Consider the following 23,832-nt stretch of genomic DNA (forward strand, 5'->3'; position numbering starts at 1 on the left):
ACCTGAAATAAATTCAGAATGACGAATTTCAACACTTTTTAGACAGCCAATTTTTTTTTTTATTTCGATACTTTAGGGTTTTTAGGATTTGGTTTTTCGCCTTTTTTAGGCATAGGACCACGCATATGAATGACTAAACCATTTAAAAAATTACGTAGTATTTGGTCTCCACATTCCATATATTTTGGGTGATCCTCTCTTCTGAAAAATGCACCGAGTTCGCTTTTAGAAATTCTAAAATCAACTAACTCTAAAATCTTTACAATGTCATCATCTCTAAGTTTAAGGGCTACACGTAATTTCTTAAGGACATCGTTATTGGTCATGTTTATGAGGTTTTAATTGCTTTTTCGATGTATTTCATCGATTTTACTGTAAAAAAATGAGTTTTTCGCATTTTAATGATGCTGTAAAGATACTTTATTTATTTATGGTTTAGAATTTAAATTAAAACACATGTAAACACCTGTTTGTTAACGTGTTATGGTTTTTGTTTTTTGTGGTTTTTAAGTGTGTTAGTAAGATAAGATGCAAAAATAATAGATGTATTAATTGCTATCATTGATGAAACCATAATTTTAACGATTAAATACAATTCATTTTTCGATAAGTGGTGCTAAAACCACGATTAATTTTAAGTTTTTCTGCTTAAATTTATAATGTAACGCTTTAACTCCCTCAAAATATGATTAATAAGCTCGAAAAGTTAAGCCTTCTCTCTGAGATGATTGCTTTTGCTAAGTACGATAATGACATCAAAAGAATTGAATATAATTTTTTATTAGGTGTTGCCAAGCAGTTAGATATAACTCGTGAAGATTTTGATTATTTGTTAGATAATCCTATAAATTACACGCACTTAAAATCACACAGTGAACGTATCGTTCAATTTCACAGACTGGTGTTACTACTTAATATTGAACAAAAATTTGGAGATAACAACAACTCAAAAGGGGCTATTAAGTTATATAATTTTGGGTTACGAATGGGCTTAAGTCATGAGTCGATTACTAAAGTGCTTTACTTAATGGAGAGTTTTCCAAATAAAATCGTTCCGCCAGATGTTTTAATTGATATTTTTAAAACCCAGTATAATTAATCTCTCTACTCCTTCCTTAATAAACTTCATTATGAAGTCCATGACAAAGCTAAAAGTTTACACTTTTAGCTTTTCTAGTTTATCTTGATAATTCTTAATATCATCACGGAGTTGTGCAGCAACTAAGAAGTCTAAGGCTTTGGCTGCAGCTTCCATAAGCTTTCTTTTCTCGCGAATTTTCCTTTCAAGCTCCCCTTTGTTTAAATATTCACTTTCTGGTTCTGCGGCTCTGGCAGCTTCTAATTCGTAGCTGTATGTGCTCACCGAGTTTTTAGAAAGGGCACTATCTAAACTTTTGTTTAAAGCACGTGGTTTTAAATTGTGCTTCGTGTTATAATTGATTTGCTTTTGCCTTCTGTAATTGGTTTCATCTATAGTTTTTTGCATGCTTTTGGTGATTTTATCAGCATACATAATAGCTTTACCATTTAAATTTCTTGCGGCACGACCAACCGTTTGGGTTAATGAACGCGCCGAACGTAAAAAGCCTTCCTTGTCTGCATCTATAATAGCCACCAAAGAAACTTCTGGTAAATCTAAACCTTCACGAAGCAGGTTGACTCCAACAAGTACATCAAAAAGACCTTTTCGTAGATCTTGCATGATTTCAACACGTTCTAAGGTGTCCACATCACTATGAATATAACGGCAACGAATTTGAATACGGTCAAGGTACTTGGTTAATTCTTCAGCCATACGCTTGGTTAAAGTCGTAACCAAAGTACGTTCATCTTTTTCTACACGTTGCTGTATTTCTTCAATTAAATCATCGATTTGATTTAAACTAGGGCGTACTTCAATAATCGGGTCTAATAAGCCCGTAGGTCGAATCACTTGTTCCACATAGACACCATCAGATTTTTCCAATTCATAATCGGCTGGCGTAGCACTCACATAAATCACTTGATTTTGAAGCGCTTCAAACTCTTCAAATTTTAAAGGACGGTTGTCCATAGCAGCAGGCAGTCTGAAACCATATTCTACTAAGTTTTCTTTTCTACTTTTATCACCGCCATACATGGCATGTACCTGAGAAACTGTCACGTGACTTTCATCAATAACCATTAAATAATCATCTGGAAAATAATCCAATAAGCAGAAAGGGCGTGTGCCCGGTTGTCTACCATCCAAGTAACGGGAATAGTTTTCAATACCAGAACAGTAACCCAGCTCGCGAATCATTTCAAGATCAAATTCAGTACGTTCTTTTAGACGTTTGGCTTCTAAATGTTTGCCTATTTCTTTGAAATAATCATGTTGCTCAACCAGATCATCCTGTATGTTTTTTATAGCACCTTGCAAAACATCTTGAGAAGTTACAAACATGTTAGCGGGGTAAATGGTTAATCGGTCGTATTTTTCAACGACTTTATTGGTTTGAATATCAAAAGATTCGATGTCTTCAATTTCATCTCCAAAAAAGTGGATTCTAAAGGCATCATCGGCATAGCTTGGAAAAATATCAACGGTATCACCTTTAATTCTGAAGTTACCATGTTTAAAATCGGCTTCGGTACGCGCATAAAGGCTTTGAACCAATTTATGTAGAAGTTCAGTTCTAGAAATGACTTGGTCACGCTCTAGGGTGATGACGTTTTTTTGAAACTCCACAGGGTTACCAATACCGTACAAGCAAGACACAGACGCCACTACAAGCACGTCTCGTCTTCCAGAAAGCAGAGAAGAGGTCGTGCTTAAACGCATTTTTTCAATTTCTTCGTTTATAGACAAGTCCTTTTCTATATAAACACCAGAAACAGGAATGTAAGCTTCAGGTTGATAATAATCGTAGTAAGACACAAAATATTCCACCGCATTATTCGGAAAAAACTGTTTAAACTCAGAGTACAGTTGAGCAGCCAATGTTTTATTGTGTGCTAAAACTAAAGTAGGGCGTTGTACTTCTTCAATAACATTGGCAACGGTAAAGGTTTTTCCTGAACCCGTAACACCTAATAAGGTTTGAAACTGTTCATTTCCATCGATGCCTTCAACAAGCTGTTTAATGGCTTGTGGCTGATCTCCTGTAGGATTAAATTCTGATTCAACTTTAAATTGCATCTTGCAAAAATAAAGAATTTCTAGTCCAAAGCTTCAATTAGAATAGGCATAGCTGTTTTTAGTTTGCCAATTTGTGACTAACGCTTCAAAGTAAAATGGCCTTTTATTTCGTTTTCACTATTATTTTGTACAATTTTAGCAACAAACCAATAGTCATCTGTAGGCATGTTTTCGCCGTTGTAAGTGCCATCCCAGCCTGGCGAACTGTGGTGTAATGTTTTTAAGAGTTTACCTTGTCGGTTATAGATATTAACTAAACTACCAGGGAGTTGATCGGCGCCAATAATATGCCAGGTATCGTAATAACTGTCGTTGTTAGGCGTAAAGAATTTAGGAATATCAAATACAAAAACGTCTTGAGTCACATCTGTACAACCGTTTAAATCGCGTACGGTAACCACATGATTACCAAAACTTACATTTTCAAAAACGTTAGAATTTTGAGGCGTACCACCATCTAAGATATAAACATAATCACCAATACGGTTCATATTTATATCTACTGAAATGCTATTAGGGTCTGAAAAATCTACAGTAGAGGTAAAGGTGATTTCGGCTTGTTCAGATTCTATGACCGTAAAATTTTTGGTATAACTACAGTTGTTTGGTGTAGTCACGGTTACAGTATATGAACCTAATTGGCTAGGGGTTACAGCAATTTCTGAAAGCGTAGAATTATTAGCAGAAGCATTTACTGCTGTACTCCACAGATAGGTGTCGCCTGGATCACCCGTGTAGGCATCAATATAAAGTGGGTACGAATCCAGACAAAGGGTTACTGTATCTTCAATAGGAATAATAGGTAGCGGGTAAACGATGGTGTTGAATTGTGTGGTACTAAAACAGCCCGTTGTATTGTTTTCTATTCTTGCATAGATCGTTTCTCCATCATAAGCCGAATAATTTAAATTTAAAGCTTCAGTATTGGTTTCGGCATCATTTAAAGTTGTGTAATAACTAACTTTAAATTGGGTCGGGTCCTGGGCGCCTAAAATAGGTGTTGTATTTTCTGAAAGGTCAAAAGCTAAGACACCATCAAAATCATCATCACAATACATTAAGTTAGGAGGCGTATGGGCTATAGGATTTGGGTTGATAATCAAATCGAAAGATTGGATATAAAAACAACCTGTAGCCGAATTAGAAACCTTTGCAAAAATGGTATGGCTATTCGTTGTATAATTATAGGTTGTATTTAGTGCATTACTATTATTTTCCGCGTCAGCGAAAGTGTTATAATAAGCAATATTCACTGTGGAAGGATCGTCTACAATTACCGGATCAATACTATTTAAATCGAAGGTTTTGGTAGCATTATCGCAAATAGGGTAACTACCTATATTATTTGTTGGAGGTGGTAAATTAACAATAAGCTCTACAGGTATTATACTGAAACACTTCGTTAAGATATTGGCTACTTTAATATAAACCGTTTTAGTGCTAGAACTAAAGTTTGAAGGATTAGGTATTTCATTCGTATTGTCTAAACCATCGTCATGATTAATATCTGATAGCTCGTTAAAATAGTTGATAATTAAGTTCGTTTCAAAACGGTCTAAAATGTCAAAATCTGCGGTGGTTAGATCGAAGTTGGTGATACCGTCATAGTCAATGTCACAGTTGGTTATCGGTAAGGCATCAGTAACCTCGGGAGCAGGAGTAATAGTGATACCAATTTCTTCTATAACATAGCATAAAGAGTCATCACTTTCTATTCTAACATATATCTTTTGATTGGAGTCTTTATTAGTATATTTTGAAGGTAAGACATTGCTATTGTTTTCTGCATCAACTCTAGTTTCATGAAAGGAAATGTTTAAAACATCGGTAAGACCAGCTCTGATTTCATTTGCTTTTTCATCGAGGTTAAATTCATGAATACCGTCATTAGATTTATCATCACAAACTAAATAATCTTCAATAGGATTGTAAATAGGGTCTGGTGATACTTGTAAAATAAAAGTTGTTTCCCCAAAGCAAGTAGGGTCTGTAATGTTTTCAACCCTAACATATATTGTTTGCATTCTTGATTTGTTTTGATACACATTATATTTGGGTATAACTATAGTGTGGGCGGCATCTTCAAAGTAAAAGACTTCCTTGCCTGTTTGTTCGTTTAAGATTTCACTATCCTTTTCATGAAGGTAAAAATCAGAAACACTCGCTCCAGAAGATTCACAAATTTGGTAATTGCTTATCACAGGGAAAATAGGTAAGGTATTCACTATAGCTTCAAAGCTTTCTATGGCAAAACAACCTGTAGAGCTTACAATATCTTCAATACGTACAAAAATGGTTTGCGTATCTGTATTAAAGGCGTTGCGTTCAGCCTCAGGAATTTCATTGGTTTTATTTTGGGCATCATTTAATGATGTAAAAAAATCAATATCTAGACCAGAGGTATCTGAGACGATTTCAGGTATTTTACCATTTAAATCAATGATAGAAAAGCCATCTTGATCATTATCACAAATAATAACATCGTTAGGCTCATTTGTTGAAGGGGCGGTGATCACTGCAATTTGAAATTCATTGACAGTAGAGCAGCCCGTAGACCCCACAGTTGCAATTCGTGCATATAAGGTCGTGATTGGAATTGTATTGGTATAAAATTGTGGCAAGCGTTGTGAGGTGTCGTTATTCTCGGCAGATATTTCATCTTTAAAGTAAGTGACAGTGAAATTCGGATTGCTATTAGTGAGTGTTTCGTTTAATGATTGCAAATCGATACTTACAAAACCATCATCGTCATCGTCACAATAAGTTAGGGGGGTAAGGTTGTCAAAAAGAAGAATAGGATTTACTCTAAGGTTGATTTCAGCTTCTTCAGCACAGCCTCCATCTGAAATTTTTATAAAAAGCTTATGAGGACTCGTAGCTTCAAAAAATTGATTTTTGTCTATACTGTTTCCATTGGTTCTGTCTTCTTCAGTTTCGTAAAATTCTACTGTAATCGGATAAGGTAAATCGTTTGCAATAAAAGTTTCCACAGAAAGCAGATTAAATTCAGCGGTATTCGTATCGTCATCATCTTCATCACAGATGGCAAAATCTCCGGTGTCAGTTCCTGTTAGTAGTAAATTGGTGTGAATTTCAAAAGGCACGACAGAAGCACAGCCTGTTGAAGGGTCTTCAACTCTAAGAAACATGAGGGTAAACCCAGGTTCGTCCAGTCCGTTGGTGAATTCATAATTTGTTTCGTCGGCAACTGGGTTCGTACCACTTTGGGCATCAGTATAACTAGCATGAAAGGTTGTAGTAACTCCTGTTAATCCGTTTAAAATATTCGGAAGCACCTCGGTTAAGTCGAAAAAAGCATGACCATCTAAATCGGTGTCGCAAGCATTAATATATTGCGGATCGGTACGGTTTACCACAGGGCTAATTTGAATGTTTATATCAAGAGATGTGGTACTCACGCATCGGGTGTTGCGATTCACAACTCTGGCAAAAACTTGTTCATAAGGCGTCGTAGTATTTTGGTATGGAGTAGGGATGGTGTTTATGCCTGCTATAGCATCACTCTCACTATAATGGTAAGTGATGTATAAGTCGTCATTTCCATTTTTGATTTCATCAGTTTTTGTGTGTAAATCGATAACCGCAAAACCGTCAGGTGTGTCATCACTATCACAAATTTCTAAAGGTGTTGGCTTGACAAAAGTAGGTAAGGGGTTCACAACAATATTAAAGCTAGAATAGGCATAGCAATTACCATCAATATCAAATACTCTAATATAAATGGGTTGTGATGGGCTGGTGTTAGTTATAGGAGAAGTAATGGGATTCCTGTTGTTTCGAGCATCGGTCTCTGATAAATGGTAACTGAAATCGAAATTAACAAACGGACTATTAGCAGCGACTTCTGAATCTTTATTAGACAAGTCGAATTCTTGAGTACCATGACCACCAATGTTGTCGCATAGCGCATAATCAGAAAGGTTATTCATAGGTTCTACGGTATTCAGAACAATTTCAATTTCATCTTGTTCTATACAAATAGAACCGTTAACTTGAACAGCTACTTCTACACGATAAGTACCATTTTGGGTGGCATTGTGTATTGGTTTTACCGACCCCGGAATGAGGTTGTTATTTAAATACCAAGCATAGGAAGCTGCAGGGTTATTTATATTGGCGTCAATGTCTACAGATGCTTCACAGGTAGAAATGTCATCCCCTAAATCTAAAACTCTAAAACTATCACCTTCAATGAATACCGCCGAATCGAATTCGTTATTCTGTTGATCGGCAATAATGAGTTTGATGCGGTAGTTAACATTAGGCTTAATTGTGCCAGAGGCCGTTAAAACAGTAGTTCTTCCGTTGTAATTGGTGTCTCCAACATTATAACCTTCAAAATATTGGCTGTTTTCTGCAGGGCAAACCCCAAAAATTTCATCATGAACGGTTTGGGTGTTTACTGGAATATTGCTGTTTGGAATTAAGGCAATGTTTTGAAAAGGGTCTGAGGTTCCGGCTTCTTTGATTAGGAATACAAAACCATCTGAAACTTGACAAGGAAAGGTGTCGAAATACTCTTCGGAAGCTAAGAGGTAATTAAATTGAAATTGATTAGAAATGGAGACAAAATCAAACTCTATAGCCGTAGCGTTTAAATGTGTGTTATTAGTGCCTAGTGCGGCTTCTAAATCAGGGTCTGTACCCCAAGCTGTAGACCCTTCGCTAAGCGTAGGAGTTATTTCAGAATTCCCTCCAGAAGCAGCCCCACCGGTGCTAAGCATGATACCGTGAGAAAAAGGGAAATTAGAGCTACCTCTCTCAAAATAAGCATAACTAGAGAAACCACTAGTTGTACCGTTTACCGGTGAATTAATGTTACTAATGTCTACACAGCCATCTACAAAGTTATCTTTAATCAGGGTGGTTAAGTCTACGGTGTCATCAACTGTTATGCGTTGTGAAAACATATAATTGGAGCACAATAGAGTGAATAAAATAAGGTGAGTAAATCTCATTTTTGGGATATTTCGGTTGATTTAGTTGGTTAATAATTAAATCAATAACGTTTAAGTTGCCCTGAAATGTAATTTATAATTGATTAGAAATAAAAAACATTAGCTGAAATACCAGATAATTTGGTTTTTAAGTTCTAATACTTTAATGTGAAGTGGTTTTTGTAGATCCTTCCATCAGCTAATTCTACTGAGAACCAATAATCGTCGCTAGGCATTTTTTCACCTTTATAGGTGCCATCCCAACCTTCACTTTGCGGATGAAGCCCTTTGAGTAGTTTTCCAAAACGATCGTAAATTAAAATTTTGGTATCACTTTTATACACGCCAGAAAGTCCGAAAACTTGCCAGGTATCATTAAAACCATCGTTGTTTGGTGTGAAAAATTTAGGGAAACCTATTACTGAAACAGCCTCGTTCACTATACCACAGTTGTTTTTGGTGTCTTTTACTGCAACTGTATAATGGCCAGGGACAACTCCTTCAAAAGTATTACTGTCCTGATAGTCATAAGTAATTTGATTATTGACATCATTGAGTTGATATTGATAAGTGCCTTCGCCAACAACCGAAACTGTTATAGTATTGTTGTTAGAAGCATCCAACACTTCAATAGCATTAAAAGTAGCTATGTTTGAAGGAAGTACTGTTATGGTTCTGTTTTTATAACAACCATAAATATCAGTTATATCAACGGTGTATGTGCCTACTTCATTAACTTGAATACTTTCGGTAATCGCACCCGTACTCCAACTGTAAATGTAGTGACTTGGCGAATCATTTAAGACTCCAGCTTCTAAAGTTATGGTTTCGGGGTATGTGTTTAGGCAGAAAAAAACCTGATTGTTTGATGAAACTTCAAAGGCTTTCCTTACGTTAAGTTTTACATTACTTATTCCGAAGCAGTTGTTATCACCTTCAGCACGGGCGAAAATAGTTTGTGTATAGGCCGTAGAGTTGGTGTAAAAATCGCCTAATGGATGCTGCTCTAAAAGCGCATCTTCATAAGTTTCGTAATATTGAAGTTCTAAATTCACTGATGTGCCGTTTAGTATGTCAGTATCCGCTTGTTTTAAATTAAACTCGTAAAAACCATCTTCAAGTCCGTCAATATCACAAACTTCTATGGAAGCGTCATTCACATCGCTAGTACTAACTTTAAGTGTTAGTTCAGAAAAGGAAAAACAAGATGTGTTATCATCAATAACCGTGGTGTAAATGGTTTGCGGGTTTTGAGTGTTAGTATAAGCTTCAGCAATGATTTCCTGTGTTCTTCCTGAATCTGAATAGAATTTAACGGTTTTATCGGCTTCACCTGCAGTAATAGTTGAAACAGCTTCGTTGAGGTTGAAAATGGTTTTTCCATCTAAAACAGCATCTTCTTCACATTGAAACAACGTGTGATTTGCAGCGGTGGGGTTTTGATTAAATAGTACATAAGCTTCCCCTTCACTTAAACACTCCCCGTTATTGGGGTCAATAATGACTTCATAGTGGCCAGAATCTGTAATTAATAAGTTGGTTCCGGTTTCTGCCAAAGTCACCCTATTTTTAGACCAGGTATAAGTGGCTCCCCGTATAACGTCTGCTGTAAGGTTGTATTGGTCGCCTTCACAAAGGCTTAAGTTATTGCTGTTTTTTCCATTTTTAATAATATCAATTTGCTTGTTGAAAAAAGAGGCAATAAATGGTGGGAGTCCTTGTGTAGAAAATGATGGTGCTAAGTTGATTCCTTCATGTACATAGTCACAGTTAATACCCCTTTGGTTAGGAGCATTGATAATACCCAAATATGGTATACCTTGATTATATGCAGCACTTAAGGCACGATATATTTTACCGTTAGGGCCAAGTTGTAAGGCGCCTCTGTAAAGCTGACGGTCATCTATGGTTATGGCAGTCGATTGAACATTTGTAGTGTAAAGGTGGTATTGAATGAGTTTTGAATAATGATTATCGGGGTCATTAATATTGGCGTTATCTGGCAGAACATTAGATGTTTGAACATAAAGTAATCTGCTGTCAGGAGAAAATTCTACTCCATAGGGTGAAGCCTCAAGAGGTTGAAAAATCGTATTTTGGTTAGATACTTTTCCTGTTGCAACATCAAAATCATAAATATCAAGCCCATCATAAGAATTCGCACAGGCCACTTTTAAACCGTCTGGTGATAGTTTTAAATAACCCCGTCGATCTACGGTTTGCTTGGCAAATGTTGATTTGACTGATGTCATCTTTACGCCGGTTTGAGTGACTTCAAAAGCATGGAAGGTATCAAAAACATCTAAAGTGCCATCTTGAGAAGCGTAGGCGAGTACCCAAAAAGATTTGCTAACACAGTCTTTTAAAACGGCGGTTATTTTTTCTGCTGAATCTTTAAGCAGGTTGATGTTTTTATTAGTGACCTCGCCAAGTCCACCACCTAAAGTGAGGTCGACTTCAGAATAGTTCAAACCATGTCGCGGCTCAGAATCACCGCCATGATCATCTACAGTAAAGACGTAAAAAACCATATCGTTATTTGGTTTTGGAACTATGATGGCAGACTGAGTACTTGATGGATCACCAAGAAGTCCATAGCCATTGGTCATAACGCTGTGGTTTTTATTCCATATGGTTATGCCATCGGTATAAAAAAGGAGGTTTCCAGAATCATCAGATATGGATGTACAGCCTTCAATGGTTCTTAATTCTCCGTCATGAACAGCTGTAACGGTATTGTTGTTAGCGTCAAAACGAATTCCACTTTTACTTCCAAAATACCAGTTGGCTGCTTGGTTTTGAGCCAAGACATGCATAGAAATAAAGCAAATTACTAAAAGTAGGTTTCTTTTCATTTTTGAAAGACAAGTACTTTCAAAGATATCATAAATCCCGATTTTTTAATAGTTTATAAGATAAAAACACGAAAAGGGCTGTCCAGCATAAGACGATAATGATTTCATACGAATGCACGGCGTAGTCGTAGGTCATAGCGCTTTTATCCGGAAACTTAGACATGGTAATACGTTGAAACGGCTGGTCTATAAGTTTATACATGGATTTAAGCGGAAAGAAATTCTGAATACGTTCAGCCATATCACTGTTAATATTTGAAGACAGGATAGCATAAAGAATCCATTCTACAATAAATAAGATAAAAAGAAACGCCAAAGCAAAGGCAGAACGTTTTACAAGCATACCAAAAAACAAACACAAGCTGAAGAAGCCTACTAACTTCACAAAATAAGCCATGATATACGAGATATCGGTAAAAATAATCGAAGCTTCAGTATAACTAGAATAGTACAGCCCAATACTTAGCGTGATGAAGAAAATAAGTACAGTTGAAATCAGCGAGAAGAAAACAATAGTATAAAATTTAGACATTATGAATTCCTTTTTACTCAAGCCATCAATTAGGTTTTGTTTGATGGTTTTGTTACTGTATTCATTACCAATCATACTCACCACCACTATGGCAAAAAAGAACTTAAATTGCGATGCAAAAAAAGTAGTCAAATGCCAAATGATCGGAAAATTAAAAACGCCCAATTCGCCTAATTCTAATGTGAATAAGCCAAAAACATTTATTTTTAACGAGGATAAAAGGATGACAAAAAAAGGCAGTACAAAAGATATGAAAATCAAGACTCGACTGCTGCGGTTAAGGAGCAATTTTTGGAGCTCTAAGTTTAAAAGTCTAAGCATTTAAGTGGAATTTATGGCGGTTATTGATGGTCTGTTAACTGTAAAAATTGTTCTTCTAAACTTTCTTTACGCTGCACGAGATGGGTTAAGATAATATTGTTTTCAAACATAAGTTTGTTGAAGTCTTCAGATTTCATAGGCTCCTTTAAGAAGGCAGTCACGAGATTATTCTGAACTTTGATGTCTCCAAAAGAAGGATTATTTTCTAACAGTTTAATCATTTCAGTATCGTCGTTAGATTGTACTTCAAAAAAGCCATGGCTAGAGGTTATCGCATCTACACGACCAGCATAGAGTTTTACGCCTTTTCTTAAAACCACAACATGTGAGCATACTTTTTCAACTTCATCTAACAAATGTGAAGCCAGTAAAATGGTTGTACCATTCACGGCAATCTGTTTAATAATTTCTCTAATTTGATGAATTCCTTTAGGGTCTAAGCCGTTGGTAGGTTCATCTAAAATTAAAATTTCAGGATCGTTTAAAAGGGCAGAAGCAATAGCTAAGCGTTGTTTCATTCCTAATGAAAAGGCACTGAATTTGCTGTCTTTTCGGTCTAAAAGTCCAACAATTTCTAGTTTTTCATCAATTTTATTGAAACTGACGCCTTTTATTTTACAAACCAATTTTAAATTTTGTACGGCGGTCATATAGGGGTAGAAGTTGGGACGCTCAATAATGGCGCCTACTTTTTTTAGGGCCTCATGAGTACTTACGCTTCCGTTGAACCAACTAAATTCACCTTCTGTTTTATTCACAACGTTTAAAACGATACCTAAGGTGGTTGATTTTCCGCTGCCATTTGGGCCCAAAATGCCGTAAACATGACCTTTTTCTATGGTGAAGGATAAGTTTTTAACAGCCGTTAAGCTGCCATATTTTTTGGTAATGTTTTTAATATTAAGTATGGTTTCCAAAAGTTTTCGTTTTAAAGGTTAATTACAAAAAATGAACTTGGATGCTTTGAATACGACGAGTAAGGTAGCACATTGTTACAATTTATAGCTGTAAAAGCGTTAAATTTGGGTAAGATTTCAAAATATGCAAGATTTAAAAATTTCTAAGAGAAAGCCTTCCTATCCAATAACCTCGAAATTAAATGCTTATTTATCGAGATACAACAGAAATGTAGAAATTCCTATTTTTTATGATGATTTGCTGAGGTTTCAGGGTTCTATTGTGGTTTATGACAAAGATGATAATGACACGCTTTGGATTCGTGTATATTATAATGAATTTGAGCGGGAGGAAATCGAATCGTCTTTAAAAAAGGTCTATACTATTTTTCATTCTGATGGAAACGAAAATATTTTACCTTTCTTAAGTGTTGATGCTATTGATTATTGCACGTTTGGAAACTCTAAACCTTTCAGAATAAAAATTAGAAATGTTTTAAACGATAATTCTACTTATTTCTACATTAAAACAGCCGATGCTTCTCGTGTATATGGTTTGGAACTAGAGCACATGCTATCACCGTATAATTTGAACTTTTTGGTTTATGAAAACACCCTAATTGAAGAGCATATTGCGGGGATTCCAGGTGATGAGTTTATTAAAAATATGTTGCCAAATTGTACCAAATCTGAAAAAGCACAAATTGCTAAAGAATTCGTGAAGTTTAATGAACGCTGTATGATTCGCTTGTTGGGTGATATGCGTTCGTATAACTACGTGATTGTGCCCACACATGATTTTGATAAGGTGGTTTATAAAATTAGAGCCATTGATTTTGATCAGCAGTCTTACGAGGGGAAGTTTAATATTTACAGACCTCAGTTTTTTAAAGAAAACTATGAAATGGTACAATTGGTATCTAATATCATTCAAAAGTTATCCATAGATCAGTATAAAACCGAGGAACGTTCTATTTTAGTTAAGCGTCTAAAAAGCTCACATGTGCGTGTTGAAATGTTGCTAGACTGTATGGAAAACGATGAAATTTCTACAGAAGAAAACATCGAATTATTAAAAACAACTATTTTTAATTATACACACGATGTGAATTTTAAGAAAAGTAAAAACATGGGTGAAATCCTTAGGTTTTCCTTGGAGTTTTTAACACGAAATTACGAGAATGTGAATTTAGAACTTTTGAAAAAGAAGAAATATTAATTCCAGTGTTCGTCAAAATCTAGATTATCGTAATCTTCAGGGTCGAAATCATCTTCAAATTCATTAAAATCATCAAGAGGATCAGCTTCAAAAGATTTTTCAGGAGCTGATTCTGGCACTTGACCTTGCACAAACATGAGGTTTGGGTAATCATGACCTTCAATTTCCTCAACAATTTCAGCAAGTTCCACGAAGAAAGTCCACATGCTTAAAAAGTCGTAAACATAAATCAGTTTGGTTTGATCTTCATCTAAAAGACCATCTAAAGACGTTTCGTGCATTAAGCGCGCTGTAGCTTCTTCACTTAAATCGAATAAAGAAATTTCTTCACCTTGTTCCCAGACATCATTACTCACGTAAAACGAAGCCATTTCACTGCCGTCAAAACCAAAGGACTGGGTAATGATATTATGTAGGTCTTCAAGCGTATCTGTATCACGAATTTCTAAATCGCGAAAAACGTCTTCGTCTTGGGTATCATTGTCTAAAATAACTCTAAATCTGTAAACCATTAGTGAGAAAATTTAAAGTGCAAAGGTATGTTATTTAAATTATTTGGTAAAACGATGTAATGCAAAAGTCATGCCCGTTAATAAGAAAAACGCACCCACCTGATGAGCAACACCTAACCATAAGGGTACTTGGTAAATAAGGGTAAGAACACCTAAAGAAAATTGTAAAAACACTAAAAACACTAAAGAATTGACACCTTGTTTTTGAAGAGACGTTAAGGTGAGTTTTTGTGATTTCTTCCAAATGATAAGGATGAAGATAACAACGATATATGCTAAAATACGGTGCACAAACTGTATCCCGCTCGGATTTTCAATAAGGTTTCTGTAGAACGGCTCTAAAACATAAACTGTGTGGTGCATAAATTTACTTTCATTCATTAGTGGCCAGTGGTTATGTAATAGTCCAGCTTTTAGTCCAGCAATAAAAGCCCCATAAATAATTTGAACGATTAAAATAAGGTAGCCCCAAATAATGAGGTTTCGTATGTATTTGTTAGCAGGTTTTTTATTGGGGTACTTTAAATCTAAAGCAACCCAAAGTGTGGCTGCAAAGGTTAAAAAGGCGGTTACTAAATGGGCGGCCAACCTATAATGACTCACGTCAGGCATATCTACTAGGCCACTTTTTACCATATACCAACCCAGAAAGCCTTGAAATGCTCCAAGACCAAGTAAAATAAGGCATTTTTTTATGGTGCTTTTTGATAGTTGTTTACGTATTAAGAAATAGATAAACGGAATAATAAACACCATACCAATAGAGCGCCCAATCACGCGGTGTAGCCATTCCCAGAAGTAAATACTCTTGAAATCTTCAATGTTGAAGTGCTGGTTGTAGGCATTAAATTCAGGGTGTTGTTTATATAAATCAAAGGCTTCTTGCCATTCTTGATCGCCTATCGGCGGAATGGTTCCTGTAATTAACCGGTAGTTTGAAATAGACAAACCAGAATCTGTTAATCGGGTGATACCACCAATGACCACCATGATAAAAATTAGAAAGCAGCCTGTTAATAGCCAGTTGATTACGTGTTTATTGTTTTTTTTCATTGTTGTTATTCCTCGTAAAATAGGAATTTTAAAATTGAACTTTTATTTTTTAGTTTCAAAATTTATTGGTATCTCATGCGATTTTGGGTCGAGCGCAGTTGAAATTTGGTTTTGAAAAATTGCCGTTTAAATACTTCTCGACTCCGCTCGAAGCCCGTTGTTAGATGTCAAATATCAATGGAAACGGTCTTAGAGCGGAGTTGAGAACGTTTTTTCAGTGATGCTTTTTCTTAAAATAAAAAACTACTTTCCTCCAACCGTAAGCCCTAACTTTTTACCTTTCTCCAGCATCAAATTATAAGCGGCTTCGTATTCGTTAGGAATTTCACCCTCTAAAATCGCTTCTTTGATGGCTTCTTTGATAATGCCAATTTCCCTAGAAGGTTTTAAGTTGAACGTGGCTATAATTTCTTCGCCTGAAATTGGTGGTTGAAAATTACGCACATGATCGCGCGCTTCAACTTCAACAATTTTTTCACGTACAATTTTAAAGTTGTTGTGGTATTTGTTGAATTTCTTAGGGTTTTTAGTCGTAATATCAGCTTCGCAAAGCGTCATTAAATCTTCAACATAATCACCAGCATCAAAGACCAAACGACGCACGGCAGAATCGGTCACCATATCCTGAGCCAAAACAATTGGGCGCGAGCTCATAAATACCATTTTTTGAACAAATTTCATCTTATCATTCAAAGGCATTTTTAAGCGTTTGAATAAGTGATAAACCATTTTAGACCCTTCAAATTCATGGGCATGAAAAGTCCACCCCACTTTTTTACTGAATTTTTTAGTAGGCGCTTTTCCGATGTCATGTAAAAGTGCTGCCCAACGTAACCAGAGGTTATCGGTGTTTTCGGCAATATTGTCAACCACCTCTAAAGTGTGGTAAAAATTATCTTTGTGACGTTGGCCTTCAACTTCATCAATGCCTTTTAATGCAGTTATTTCAGGAAGAAAATGTTTTAAAAGCCCCGTTTGTTCTAGAAGTAGAAATCCAATAGACGGTTTTTTACTTTCTAAAATTTTATTGATTTCTGTGACAATACGTTCATTTGTAATAATCTTGATACGAGCACTGTTTTTAGTAATGGCATCTAGAGATTTTTTTTCGATTTCGAAATTCAATTGCGTAGCAAATCGAATGGCTCTTAACATACGAAGCGGATCATCACTGTAAGTAATATCAGGATCTAAAGGTGTGCGAATGATTTTATCTTCTAAATCTTGAATCCCGTTAAACGGATCTAAAAGTTCACCAAAGTTAGATTCACTTAGGTTTAAGGCTAAAGCGTTTATGGTAAAATCACGGCGGTTTTGATCATCGCTAAGTGAGCCGTTTTCTACAGCCGGATTTCTACTGTCTTTGGTGTATGATTCTTTTCTAGCACCAACAAATTCAATTTCAATATCATCATGGCGTAGCATGGCCGTACCATAAGTTTTAAAAACTTGAACTTTAGGTTTGTTATGCAAGTTTTTAGCGACTTGTTTGGCAAGTTTGATGCCGTCACCAATGGCAACCACATCAATGTCTTTTGCGGTACCTCGTTTTAAAATAAAATCACGTACAAAGCCACCAATCACATAAGCATCTAGATTAAGTTCTTTTGCCGATTGTGAGATGATTTTAAAAACGGGATGTTGTAATGCTTCTTTGTAATTCATATTTATTTACCGCCAGCAAATTACAAGCAATTAATTAATAGTAAATATTTTAGATTTAGTCCTCAATAGTTAATATTAAATAGTTAATAATCAATGTAAGTTGCGGTTATATTATTCTCGAATAATCTTTACAAGACCACTATTACTCAACTTGATAATTGACGAAGGTTTAGCGCAGATTTTTTCGTGGTGCAAATTTACAACATAGTCTACACCTTTTAAAATCGCAGCGTCTATTTCTTTATAAGATTTCGGGGTGGGTTGGCCGCTAATATTCGCCGAAGTAGAGACAAGCGCGCCGTTAAGTTTTCTAGAGAGTTGGTAGCAAAATTCATCATCAGGAATTCTAATGGCAATGGTGCCGTCTTCAGCAATTAAATTTTGAGCCAAATTTTGAGCCTCATCATAAATGATGGTTGTTGGTTTATCGGTGACTTCTAGAATGTTTAAAGCTGCAAACGGAATTTCTTTTACATATTTTTTTAGCATTCTATCGTCTGCAACCAAACAAATTAGAGCTTTGCTGTCTACGCGTTCTTTGAGGTCATAAACTTTTTTAACGGCTTCAGGATTTGTGGCATCACAGCCAATACCCCAAACGGTATCGGTAGGGTAGAGTATGAGTCCGCCATTTTTTAAAACCTCAATGGCGTTTTTTATTTCTTTTTGCATGATTTTAGCTTAAAATGGTTTTAATCCAACTCGTGTAATGGTATTTTTGATAAATGTCTTCAGGTACTTTTTCATAAGGGGTGTTAAAGAAATCTTCAGGAATACTAATTTCAGATTCTGGATTTAGCACAAAAATATTATTTGGGTTATAAAAATCATAGCTTTTAATATCAGCATTTGTCGTGATGAGCTTTTTTTCAAAATACAAGCTTTCAAAAATACGAAATGTTAAGCCGTCTTGAATACCATACTTATGAATGTCTACAATCACTTTGGTCTGTTTTAAATACTCTAAAACCTGTTTGTTGTTTTTTCTTTCTTTAATGTAGTGAATGTTTTTGGTAGGTTCTTTTTTATCAGATTGCACTAAAAATTCAAAACGAATCTCCTGCTTATTTAAGTGTTCAGCTAACTTTTCTAAAGTTTTAAGTCGGTAATCATCAGACATGATGGTAAAAGCATCATACTTAATTGCTCCGCTTTCAACAGGTTGATCTAAATAAATGAAGTTAGATAAGAATTCTAAATTATAATCAAGAACATCTTTTTTCTCGTAAGAATAGACAGTGTCAAAAAAATGAATCACTTCTTTTTTGCGTTTTATATTATTGATAGAATCATGATAATATGCGATAAAATGATTTGAAGCATTTTTTAGAATGTCTAGCTGATCATCAAAAAATAAATCAGGTCTTACAAGGACCGTATAATCATATTTTTGTGTACTTATTTTTTCAACTAAAGGCTGTAACTGATAGTAGTTTTTTAGCTTTTTTTTAAAGGCTATTTTATAGAAAGCTGCATAAATTTTCTGAAAAACATGTTTGTATTTGTGTTTATCAATTGAAGCTATATTATAGCAGTCTACATGCTGAAATTGACATTTAAGTTCTTCAGCTATGAGGTTATAATAGCCGCTTAAATCAAATGTTATAAAAAGTATTTTCTTATCCTTCTTCATTAGAACAAAAGTATTACTTTATTTCTTAATGCTTAAGATGTGAATTTAAGTTTCGGAACAATGATTGTCGTATTTTAGCAGAATATTTAGTCTAGAAAAAGACACAAATAGATAAATCATGAAAGATAGAATAGTTGTGTATACGGCAGTTTTTGGAGAATATAGCGGACTCATTACCCCTCCAAAAATGAAGAATGTTGATTATATATGTTATACCGATCAAGATGTAAAATCAAAACGATGGAAGGTTATTAAAGTAAAACCTCCGGTTGAAAACGACAATACACGAAGCAATCGTTTTTACAAAATTCTACCTCATAAACATTTACCTGATCACTATAAAGTGAGTGTTTATATAGATGCAAATATTTGGGTTTTAATAGATATTAATCGACTAGTTGAAGAGAAAATGAAACTAGCAAAAATGGCTTGTTTTGACCATAATCAAAATGCCTTTGGAAAACGTGACTGTATTTATGATGAGTATCAGGCTATTTTAGATTTCGCTAAACGAAACGATTTCCAAAAAGATGACCCAGAAGTAATGAAAATGCAAATGGAGCGTTTTAAAAATGAGGGGTACCCTGAACATAACGGACTCATAACAGCGCCTATTTTGATTCGTCAGCATTTTGACCCAGAAGTGATTGATCTCATGGAAACCTGGTGGAATATTGTATTAAACGAAAGTAAGCGGGATCAACTAAGTTTTAATTATGCGGCTTGGAAAAATAACTTTACAAGTTTAAGTTTAATTGACGGCGATGTAAGAGAAGGAAACCCTTGGTTTTATACCATAAGGCATCGAAAAAGTTATAAGTCGAAGATTTTTAAAATGAAAATTAAAAAAGCCTTGGGTTTAATGAAATAGATTATTTGTTGTGTTGGTGCTGGGGATTTAATCAAATATTATGAAGCAACAAGCTTCATGAAGCTTTAGTTATATTGGTTCGTTTACTTTAGTTTGAAACGAAAATATTATTGAAGGAACAGTAATACAAATAGGAATATTATTATTCGATATTTTTAATTGTCCTGAAAAAACACGTATCATATTTTAAGGGTTCATAAGATACTTGGTTATGGCGTCTTTTAATATGTTTTTAACAAGGTAGATATGAAGTTGAGGGGTGATTTAATTTATTGGGTTGTAAGTAAAAATTATTCTGATTAGATGAAAACACCTGAAAATTTTAAGATTTTAACATATCCTTAACTTAATTATTTATACTATCTTTACTTAACATTGAATCTAAAAATTTAAATATTATAGTTATGAACACAAAAAAGTTATGTGCGATTGCAGCATTTTTTATTTTAAACACGGTACTTGTTTTTGGACAAGCTGAAGCTTATGAACTCAGGGAAGCTATAGGCATGAAAGGAAGCTCTGCTGAAAATTATTTTAAAGATGAGGGCTATCACTTAGAAAAAGTAAACAAATCTAATGCAGGAATCTACCAAAATTGGTGGAACGGCAGAAAAAGAAAGTGTATTACTGTTCGTTTAGATGATGGCAGAGTAGAATCTGTAGTGAACTCACAAGGAGATTGTGGATCAGTAGAGTCTAGTCACTCTAGCAATTCTCATCATTCTTCTTCTCGTAATAACGGTAAACTTAACCTATATAGTTTAAGCGGTATGTCAGAATCAAGTGCTTTTTCAGAATTACAAGATCACGGGTATAGAGTGAAGAATCAATATGGTACATCAATACTTTCTATGTACTGGCACAAAAAAAGTAACGACAAATGTTTGTTGATGATGGTTAAGAATGGCAGAGTTACTTCTGTAACTAAAATGTCAGATAGCAGAATGTGTAAAGGGAATTCTAATAGCGGTTCAAGCTACAACAACAACAATAGACATCATGGAAATAATAAGTATGATGATGATAATGGTGTTACTTTATACGGAGACTGTAGTTTTAAAGGAAGTCATAGAACTTTAAGAGTTGGTCGCTACGATCATGATGAACTAGGTGTTGGTAACGATAAAGTGTCTTCTATTAGAGTTCCTAGAGGTTATAGAATCATCATTTACCAAGACGGTGGATGGAGAGGCGGAAGCAAAACCTTATATGAAGATAACGGTTGTTTAGAGCATGGTTGGAATGATCATATTTCTAGTGTGAAAGTTGAAAGAGATTAATCCCTTATTTTAAAATGCTATTCAGAATTTAGTTACTGAATATCCTATTATAAAAAAACCAAGACTTGAATTTTTCAGGTCTTGGTTTTTTTTTATGACAAATATGTTTTGACAAGGGCCGATTAAATTTATCTCTTATAGCGCTTTACTACATTTAACAGTTCATCGTACATTTTTTTAGAAATCACATCTTTAGTGAAATTGTCTAAAAGGTACTGATAACCGTTTTTAGTTAGCTTTTCTTTTAATGGTTCGTTATCGATTAAATATTCAACCTTGTTGGCGAAATCCGTTGGGTTTCCTACTTCAGCCAAAAGACCGGTTTCATTGTTTACAATAACTTCAGGAATACCACCAGCATTGGCAGCGACAATAGGAACTCTACAGGCGTAAGATTCCAGTAAAACACCTCCCGTAGGCTCGTTATTTGAGGTAAACATAAATAAATCAAATTCAGGTAATACCTCTGGAATATCCTTCCTAAATCCAGAAAAAATAATATGCTCGTTAAGATTTTTATCAGATACATATTGTTTGATATCAGCTTCCAGTTCGCCTTCACCAATAAGTAGGTATTTGGCCTTAATCGTGTTTCTTTTTACTAAAATTTCAACGGCATCAACCCAAGTGTAATGATCTTTAAATTCTGAAAAAGCCGCGATGTTTCCAATGATTTTATAGTCACTAGGGATGTTGTATTCACGGTGTAATAGGCCATTCTTTTCTTTTTTCGTGAATTTATTGACGTCGGTTACACTACCCACCACACACATTTTACTGTGGTCTTTTACGGCTGGTTTTAAAATTTCAACCACCGGATGTGATACACAAATGATTTTACGAATACCAGAATAATCATATTTCCATTTGCGCAGGGCATTAGAATCTACACGTTTTATTAGCGTTCTACATAACACTAAAGGCGCTGGTAACTTGTATAGTAAATGTGAAATCACAGCCAAAGTATGAGCCTTACTATTATGAATAAAAACCACATCAATTTGCTTGTCTTTTACAATTTGAGCCAGTCTCTTTGCAAAACCTAAATCGTACTCACTTTTATAATCAAAGCCAATAACTTGCATGTTTTTTGACTGAGCCACCTCATAAATAGGGGTGTTGTTTGCACAAACAATGTATTGGTCTTCTACATAGCCTTTGGCTTTAAAAGCTTCATACAGGTAAATGATTTTTTGTTCGTGACCTCGCCAAACTCCCGAAGCCGTAATTTGTAGTAAACGCATAGTATCTTAAAAACGTCAAAGGTAAAACAAGTTTTAAAAAAGAACCCATAAATAAGGGATTATACTGTAAACATAAAATTCGTAATTTCGCTTCATGAAAAAGAAAGTGTTTACACCTGCCTACAAAAAAGACAAAAAACAACTTAAAAAGTTTGTTAAAAAGTTTAATAAATTAGGTGAGAATTTCGTTGATGGCGATAGAAATAAAATAAAATTATTTGATTTTAAGGGTGAAAAAATCAGCATAAAAGCTTTTAAAATACCAAACCTTGTCAATCAAATTGCTTATAATTATATAAGAAAAAGCAAAGCACAACGGTCTTTTGAGTTCGCTACTAGATTATTAGAATTGGGGATTGGAACTCCTGAACCTATTGCATATTTTGAAAAATCAACGCCTTACTTATTCAAGAAAAGTTATTATATAAGTAGATATGTAGATTATGATATTACTTACCGTGAACTGACTACCGATTTCAATATTCCTAACTACGATGATATCTTGCGTGCCTTCACGCGATTTACGTTTAAATTACACGAAAACGGGATTCACTTTCTAGATCATTCGCCAGGAAATACTTTAATACAATTCAATAATGGCGATTATAAATTCTATTTGGTAGATTTAAATAGAATGGAGTTTGGTACACTTGATTTTGAAACTCGAATTAAAAATTTTTCACGATTAACCATACACAAATCTATGGTTGAAACCATGAGTGAGGAGTACGCTAAATGTTCAGGTGAAGATTATCAAGTTATATTTGATTTAATGTGGGGGGAAACTGAAGCTTTTCAAGAAAAGTATCATAAAAAAAAGCGTTTAAAGAAAAAGCTGAAGTTTTGGAAAAAGGACTAGTCTTTTCCTTTCTGCAACTCGTAAAGTTTTAAATATTTAAGTAGGGTAACGTTAAAGGTTTGTACACAAATAACAAAGCCGTTTAACCCGTCCAGAAAACCTAATCGTAAAATATAAGCCTTAAAAAAGGCCCATGAAGGTCTGAAAACGATTTTAAATAGAGACGATTTTTTACCTAACTTAAAATAAGCATGTGCTGCGATGGTTGAAAACCGCTCTACTTTTTGGTTGTGTTCTTGGTAGTCTCTATAAATCCAATGCAATAAGTCGCCTTTTAGAAAACCGGCTCTGTAACCTTTTTTTAGGGTATAGCAATCGTGTGGATTAATACCTTTCCACTCACCATTATCTTTCTTAAATAGACGTAGTTTCTTATCGGGATACCAATCGGAATGTTTAATCCATTGTCCACAATAATTGTTCAAACGGTTGCTGTAGTAGCCGTCGTTAGTCCAATTAAGCTTGACTTCTTTTATGCTTTTTTTTAGAGTTTCAGAAAGAGCTTCATCACCATCTAAAGATAAAATGTAGTCGTATTTTGCTTGAGAAACGGCAAAATTTTTCTGCTCAATATAACCTTCAAATTGATGTTGAATTAAGTTTACATGGTATTTTTTACAAATTTCAGTTGTTTTATCGGTAGAAAATGAATCCACTACAACAATTTCATCTACAATGCCATGAAGTGATTGTAGGCATTTTTCTAAATGTTCTTCTTCATTGTAAGTTATAATCACTCCCGAAAGTTTAATCATTTGATGTTTTGATTTTTTG

The 23,832-nt window shown here is 34.8% G+C and carries 18 protein-coding genes; 5 read left to right on the top strand and 13 right to left on the bottom strand.

Going from position 1 to position 23,832, the window contains the following annotated elements:
• Positions 1-59 precede the first annotated feature (59 nt).
• Positions 60-326 carry a DUF1456 family protein gene (locus tag F6U93_RS12465; protein ID WP_150940308.1) on the bottom strand — a complete coding sequence of 89 codons (267 nt, stop codon included), beginning with the start codon at positions 324-326 and terminating at the stop codon, positions 60-62.
• A 359-nt stretch (positions 327-685) separates the two neighbouring features.
• On the opposite strand from F6U93_RS12465, the gene F6U93_RS12470 reads away from it, so the two are divergent.
• The gene (locus F6U93_RS12470; RefSeq protein ID WP_150940311.1) at positions 686-1,099 is read left to right on the top strand and encodes a TerB family tellurite resistance protein; all 414 of its coding nucleotides are present in this window, start codon (positions 686-688) and stop codon (positions 1,097-1,099) included.
• 57 nt (positions 1,100-1,156) lie between these two features.
• On the opposite strand, the gene uvrB is transcribed toward F6U93_RS12470, so the two are convergent.
• From uvrB to F6U93_RS12495, 5 genes are all read right to left on the bottom strand, one after another.
• Positions 1,157-3,160: an excinuclease ABC subunit UvrB gene (gene uvrB / locus F6U93_RS12475; RefSeq protein WP_150940313.1), complete on the bottom strand. Its 2,004-nt coding sequence runs from the start codon at positions 3,158-3,160 to the stop codon at positions 1,157-1,159.
• Between the two features lie 77 nt (positions 3,161-3,237).
• A complete protein-coding gene (locus F6U93_RS12480; RefSeq protein WP_150940315.1) occupies positions 3,238-8,139 on the bottom strand; it encodes a T9SS type B sorting domain-containing protein in 4,902 nt (1,633 codons plus the stop codon).
• A 134-nt stretch (positions 8,140-8,273) separates the two neighbouring features.
• A complete protein-coding gene (locus F6U93_RS12485) occupies positions 8,274-10,973 on the bottom strand; it encodes a T9SS type B sorting domain-containing protein (RefSeq protein WP_150940317.1) in 2,700 nt (899 codons plus the stop codon).
• Positions 10,974-11,001: 28 nt separating this feature from the next.
• A complete protein-coding gene (locus F6U93_RS12490) occupies positions 11,002-11,826 on the bottom strand; it encodes an ABC transporter permease (RefSeq protein WP_150940319.1) in 825 nt (274 codons plus the stop codon).
• A gap of 20 nt (positions 11,827-11,846) precedes the next feature.
• Positions 11,847-12,743 carry an ABC transporter ATP-binding protein gene (locus tag F6U93_RS12495; RefSeq protein WP_150940321.1) on the bottom strand — a complete coding sequence of 299 codons (897 nt, stop codon included), beginning with the start codon at positions 12,741-12,743 and terminating at the stop codon, positions 11,847-11,849.
• Positions 12,744-12,867: 124 nt separating this feature from the next.
• On the opposite strand from F6U93_RS12495, the gene F6U93_RS12500 reads away from it, so the two are divergent.
• The gene (locus F6U93_RS12500; RefSeq protein ID WP_150940323.1) at positions 12,868-13,941 is read left to right on the top strand and encodes a hypothetical protein; all 1,074 of its coding nucleotides are present in this window, start codon (positions 12,868-12,870) and stop codon (positions 13,939-13,941) included.
• Here F6U93_RS12500 and F6U93_RS12505 read toward each other — a convergent pair.
• The 5 genes from F6U93_RS12505 to F6U93_RS12525 form a co-directional block, all read right to left on the bottom strand.
• A complete protein-coding gene (locus F6U93_RS12505; protein ID WP_150940325.1) occupies positions 13,938-14,453 on the bottom strand; it encodes an IS1096 element passenger TnpR family protein in 516 nt (171 codons plus the stop codon). The genes F6U93_RS12500 and F6U93_RS12505 overlap by 4 nt on opposite strands.
• Positions 14,454-14,492: 39 nt before the next feature.
• The gene (locus tag F6U93_RS12510) at positions 14,493-15,506 is read right to left on the bottom strand and encodes a COX15/CtaA family protein (RefSeq protein ID WP_150940327.1); all 1,014 of its coding nucleotides are present in this window, start codon (positions 15,504-15,506) and stop codon (positions 14,493-14,495) included.
• Positions 15,507-15,749: 243 nt separating this feature from the next.
• Positions 15,750-17,171 carry a CCA tRNA nucleotidyltransferase gene (locus F6U93_RS12515; protein ID WP_150940330.1) on the bottom strand — a complete coding sequence of 474 codons (1,422 nt, stop codon included), beginning with the start codon at positions 17,169-17,171 and terminating at the stop codon, positions 15,750-15,752.
• A 111-nt stretch (positions 17,172-17,282) separates the two neighbouring features.
• Positions 17,283-17,843: an L-threonylcarbamoyladenylate synthase gene (locus F6U93_RS12520; protein ID WP_150940332.1), complete on the bottom strand. Its 561-nt coding sequence runs from the start codon at positions 17,841-17,843 to the stop codon at positions 17,283-17,285.
• A gap of 4 nt (positions 17,844-17,847) precedes the next feature.
• Positions 17,848-18,804 (bottom strand): hypothetical protein, encoded by a 957-nt coding sequence (locus F6U93_RS12525; RefSeq protein WP_150940334.1) that lies wholly within the window; start codon positions 18,802-18,804, stop codon positions 17,848-17,850.
• Positions 18,805-18,922: 118 nt separating this feature from the next.
• Between F6U93_RS12525 and F6U93_RS12530 the strand changes: the two genes are divergently transcribed.
• Complete coding sequence (locus F6U93_RS12530; RefSeq protein WP_150940336.1) at positions 18,923-19,675, top strand: glycosyltransferase domain-containing protein; 753 nt, start codon at positions 18,923-18,925, stop codon at positions 19,673-19,675.
• 404 nt (positions 19,676-20,079) lie between these two features.
• Positions 20,080-20,955, top strand: coding sequence for a hypothetical protein (locus tag F6U93_RS12535; RefSeq protein ID WP_150940338.1), 876 nt, complete (start codon positions 20,080-20,082; stop codon positions 20,953-20,955).
• A 128-nt stretch (positions 20,956-21,083) separates the two neighbouring features.
• Here the strand turns inward: F6U93_RS12535 and F6U93_RS12540 are convergent, their stop codons facing one another.
• On the bottom strand, positions 21,084-22,199 hold the full coding sequence (locus F6U93_RS12540; RefSeq protein WP_150940340.1) for a glycosyltransferase family 4 protein: 1,116 nt from the start codon (positions 22,197-22,199) through the stop codon (positions 21,084-21,086).
• 94 nt (positions 22,200-22,293) lie between these two features.
• Between F6U93_RS12540 and F6U93_RS12545 the strand changes: the two genes are divergently transcribed.
• On the top strand, positions 22,294-23,058 hold the full coding sequence (locus F6U93_RS12545; RefSeq protein WP_150940342.1) for a Kdo domain containing protein: 765 nt from the start codon (positions 22,294-22,296) through the stop codon (positions 23,056-23,058).
• Here the strand turns inward: F6U93_RS12545 and F6U93_RS12550 are convergent.
• On the bottom strand, positions 23,055-23,813 hold the full coding sequence (locus F6U93_RS12550; protein ID WP_150940344.1) for a glycosyltransferase family 2 protein: 759 nt from the start codon (positions 23,811-23,813) through the stop codon (positions 23,055-23,057). The two genes, F6U93_RS12545 and F6U93_RS12550, sit on opposite strands and share 4 nt — an antisense overlap.
• Positions 23,814-23,832 lie beyond the last annotated feature (19 nt).

Source organism: Pseudotamlana haliotis, from assembly GCF_008806375.1.
GTDB lineage: Bacteria > Bacteroidota > Bacteroidia > Flavobacteriales > Flavobacteriaceae > Pseudotamlana > Pseudotamlana haliotis.

Bases quoted from the DNA above. Each gene is read 5' to 3' on its own strand.
- F6U93_RS12470 (WP_150940311.1), top strand. From the start codon at position 686: ATGATTAATAAGCTCGAAAAGTTAAGCCTTCTCTCTGAGATGATTGCT.
- F6U93_RS12530 (WP_150940336.1), top strand. From the start codon at position 18,923: ATGAAAGATAGAATAGTTGTGTATACGGCAGTTTTTGGAGAATATAGC.
- F6U93_RS12520 (WP_150940332.1), bottom strand. From the start codon at position 17,843: ATGCAAAAAGAAATAAAAAACGCCATTGAGGTTTTAAAAAATGGCGGA.
- F6U93_RS12500 (WP_150940323.1), top strand. From the start codon at position 12,868: ATGCAAGATTTAAAAATTTCTAAGAGAAAGCCTTCCTATCCAATAACC.
- F6U93_RS12490 (WP_150940319.1), bottom strand. From the start codon at position 11,826: ATGCTTAGACTTTTAAACTTAGAGCTCCAAAAATTGCTCCTTAACCGC.
- F6U93_RS12510 (WP_150940327.1), bottom strand. From the start codon at position 15,506: ATGAAAAAAAACAATAAACACGTAATCAACTGGCTATTAACAGGCTGC.
- F6U93_RS12505 (WP_150940325.1), bottom strand. From the start codon at position 14,453: ATGGTTTACAGATTTAGAGTTATTTTAGACAATGATACCCAAGACGAA.
- F6U93_RS12465 (WP_150940308.1), bottom strand. From the start codon at position 326: ATGACCAATAACGATGTCCTTAAGAAATTACGTGTAGCCCTTAAACTT.
- F6U93_RS12540 (WP_150940340.1), bottom strand. From the start codon at position 22,199: ATGCGTTTACTACAAATTACGGCTTCGGGAGTTTGGCGAGGTCACGAA.
- F6U93_RS12545 (WP_150940342.1), top strand. From the start codon at position 22,294: ATGAAAAAGAAAGTGTTTACACCTGCCTACAAAAAAGACAAAAAACAA.
- F6U93_RS12485 (WP_150940317.1), bottom strand. From the start codon at position 10,973: ATGAAAAGAAACCTACTTTTAGTAATTTGCTTTATTTCTATGCATGTC.
- F6U93_RS12525 (WP_150940334.1), bottom strand. From the start codon at position 18,804: ATGAAGAAGGATAAGAAAATACTTTTTATAACATTTGATTTAAGCGGC.
- uvrB (WP_150940313.1), bottom strand. From the start codon at position 3,160: ATGCAATTTAAAGTTGAATCAGAATTTAATCCTACAGGAGATCAGCCA.
- F6U93_RS12515 (WP_150940330.1), bottom strand. From the start codon at position 17,171: ATGAATTACAAAGAAGCATTACAACATCCCGTTTTTAAAATCATCTCA.
- F6U93_RS12550 (WP_150940344.1), bottom strand. From the start codon at position 23,813: ATGATTAAACTTTCGGGAGTGATTATAACTTACAATGAAGAAGAACAT.
- F6U93_RS12480 (WP_150940315.1), bottom strand. From the start codon at position 8,139: ATGAGATTTACTCACCTTATTTTATTCACTCTATTGTGCTCCAATTAT.
- F6U93_RS12535 (WP_150940338.1), top strand. From the start codon at position 20,080: ATGAACACAAAAAAGTTATGTGCGATTGCAGCATTTTTTATTTTAAAC.